Here is a 1,341-nt window from a genome sequence, read left to right on the forward strand (position 1 = left end):
CTAAGTGGTGAGGCCTATGCATCCGCAAGTGGCGTTTTGCTCAATGCCAGTGGCATCACCCGGTCATCGATCAATAATCGCCTGTCTCAGGCATTTGGCGGTACACCGGTTAATCCGGTGTCTGTGATGGCCTATGGTCCGGCAGCTAAAACCAGTCCGGCAGGCAATGCCATTGATCATGTTGCGCCGGTTAATGTTGATGATCTTCAGCGCTATGCCGCATGGGGGGCAGCATTCGGCAGTTGGGCTACACAATCTGCTACAGATAATGCCGCACGCACCAAGTCGACCATTGGTGGGTTCATCACCGGTATTGACGGTGATATTTATGATAATTGGCGCTTGGGTCTTATGGCCGGATACAGCCGTTCAACCTTTAAAACACCAAGCCTTTCTTCATCTGGTTCCAGCGATAATTATACTCTTGGTGCTTATGCGGGTACTGAATGGGCGACGGGCCAAGGTTCCATCGGTTTCCGCTCAGGGCTTTCCTATTCCTGGCACAATATCGAGATGAGCCGCTCGGTTGCTTTTAATGGCTATTCCGACAAGCTATCCGCTGATTACAATGGCGGTACGTTTCAGGTGTTTGGCGAGTTGGGCTATAAGCATGATCTCAGCCCGCGCGCGATCATCGAGCCTTATGCCAATCTTGCCTATGTCAATGTCAGAACGGACAGTTTTACAGAAACAGGTCATAATGGTGCAGCGCTCAGCGTACAATCCGGTACGATGGACACAACCCTCTCAACCCTCGGCATGCGTCTCTCAACCAGCTTCGAGCTTGGTAATACACTGACAACCGCACGCGCTGATCTTGGTTGGCGGCATGCATTTGGCGATGTGATCCCGTCGTCTACGGCGAGCTTTGCCGCAGGGTCTAATGCTTTCACAGCATCGGGCAGTCCGATTGGCAAAGATACCGCACTGATTGAAGCCGGACTTGATTTCGCCATTACGAAAAATTCCAAACTTGGCGTCTCTTATCAAGGACAGTTTGGTTCAGGTATCACTCAAAATGGCGTCAATGCCAATTTCAGCGTAAAGTTTTAGACTGAGTAAGAATAAACTGGATTTGGAGAGCTGCATGTAGGTAAATTTAGCCGTTAAGTTTCATGCGGCTAAATTTAACTGTATTAGATTGTGTAACCCTTACGGCCTTCTGAGGAACCAACCTATGTCTTTAGGTGCAATAGCGGTCAATCTCATTTTGCCTGCGCCGGTACTTATCGTTGAGGACGATATGCAGGTTCGCTTGAGGCTGGAAAATCTTCTACTACAATTTGGCTATAAAATTGACGCCCTTATTTTTGCTGCTTCACTGAGTGAAGCGCGCGCGCA

At 49.4% G+C, this 1,341-nt stretch carries 1 protein-coding gene; it reads left to right on the top strand.

What is annotated here, in order from left to right; translation table 11 throughout:
- Nucleotides 1-1,053 (top strand): autotransporter outer membrane beta-barrel domain-containing protein (locus DFR47_RS21485; protein ID WP_113946544.1); only part of this gene is annotated, 1,053 nt, incomplete at its 5' end.
- Nucleotides 1,054-1,341: the final 288 nt, after the last annotated feature.

This window comes from Pseudochrobactrum asaccharolyticum, assembly GCF_003314995.1.
In the GTDB taxonomy this organism is placed as follows: Bacteria; Pseudomonadota; Alphaproteobacteria; order Rhizobiales; family Rhizobiaceae; genus Pseudochrobactrum; species Pseudochrobactrum asaccharolyticum.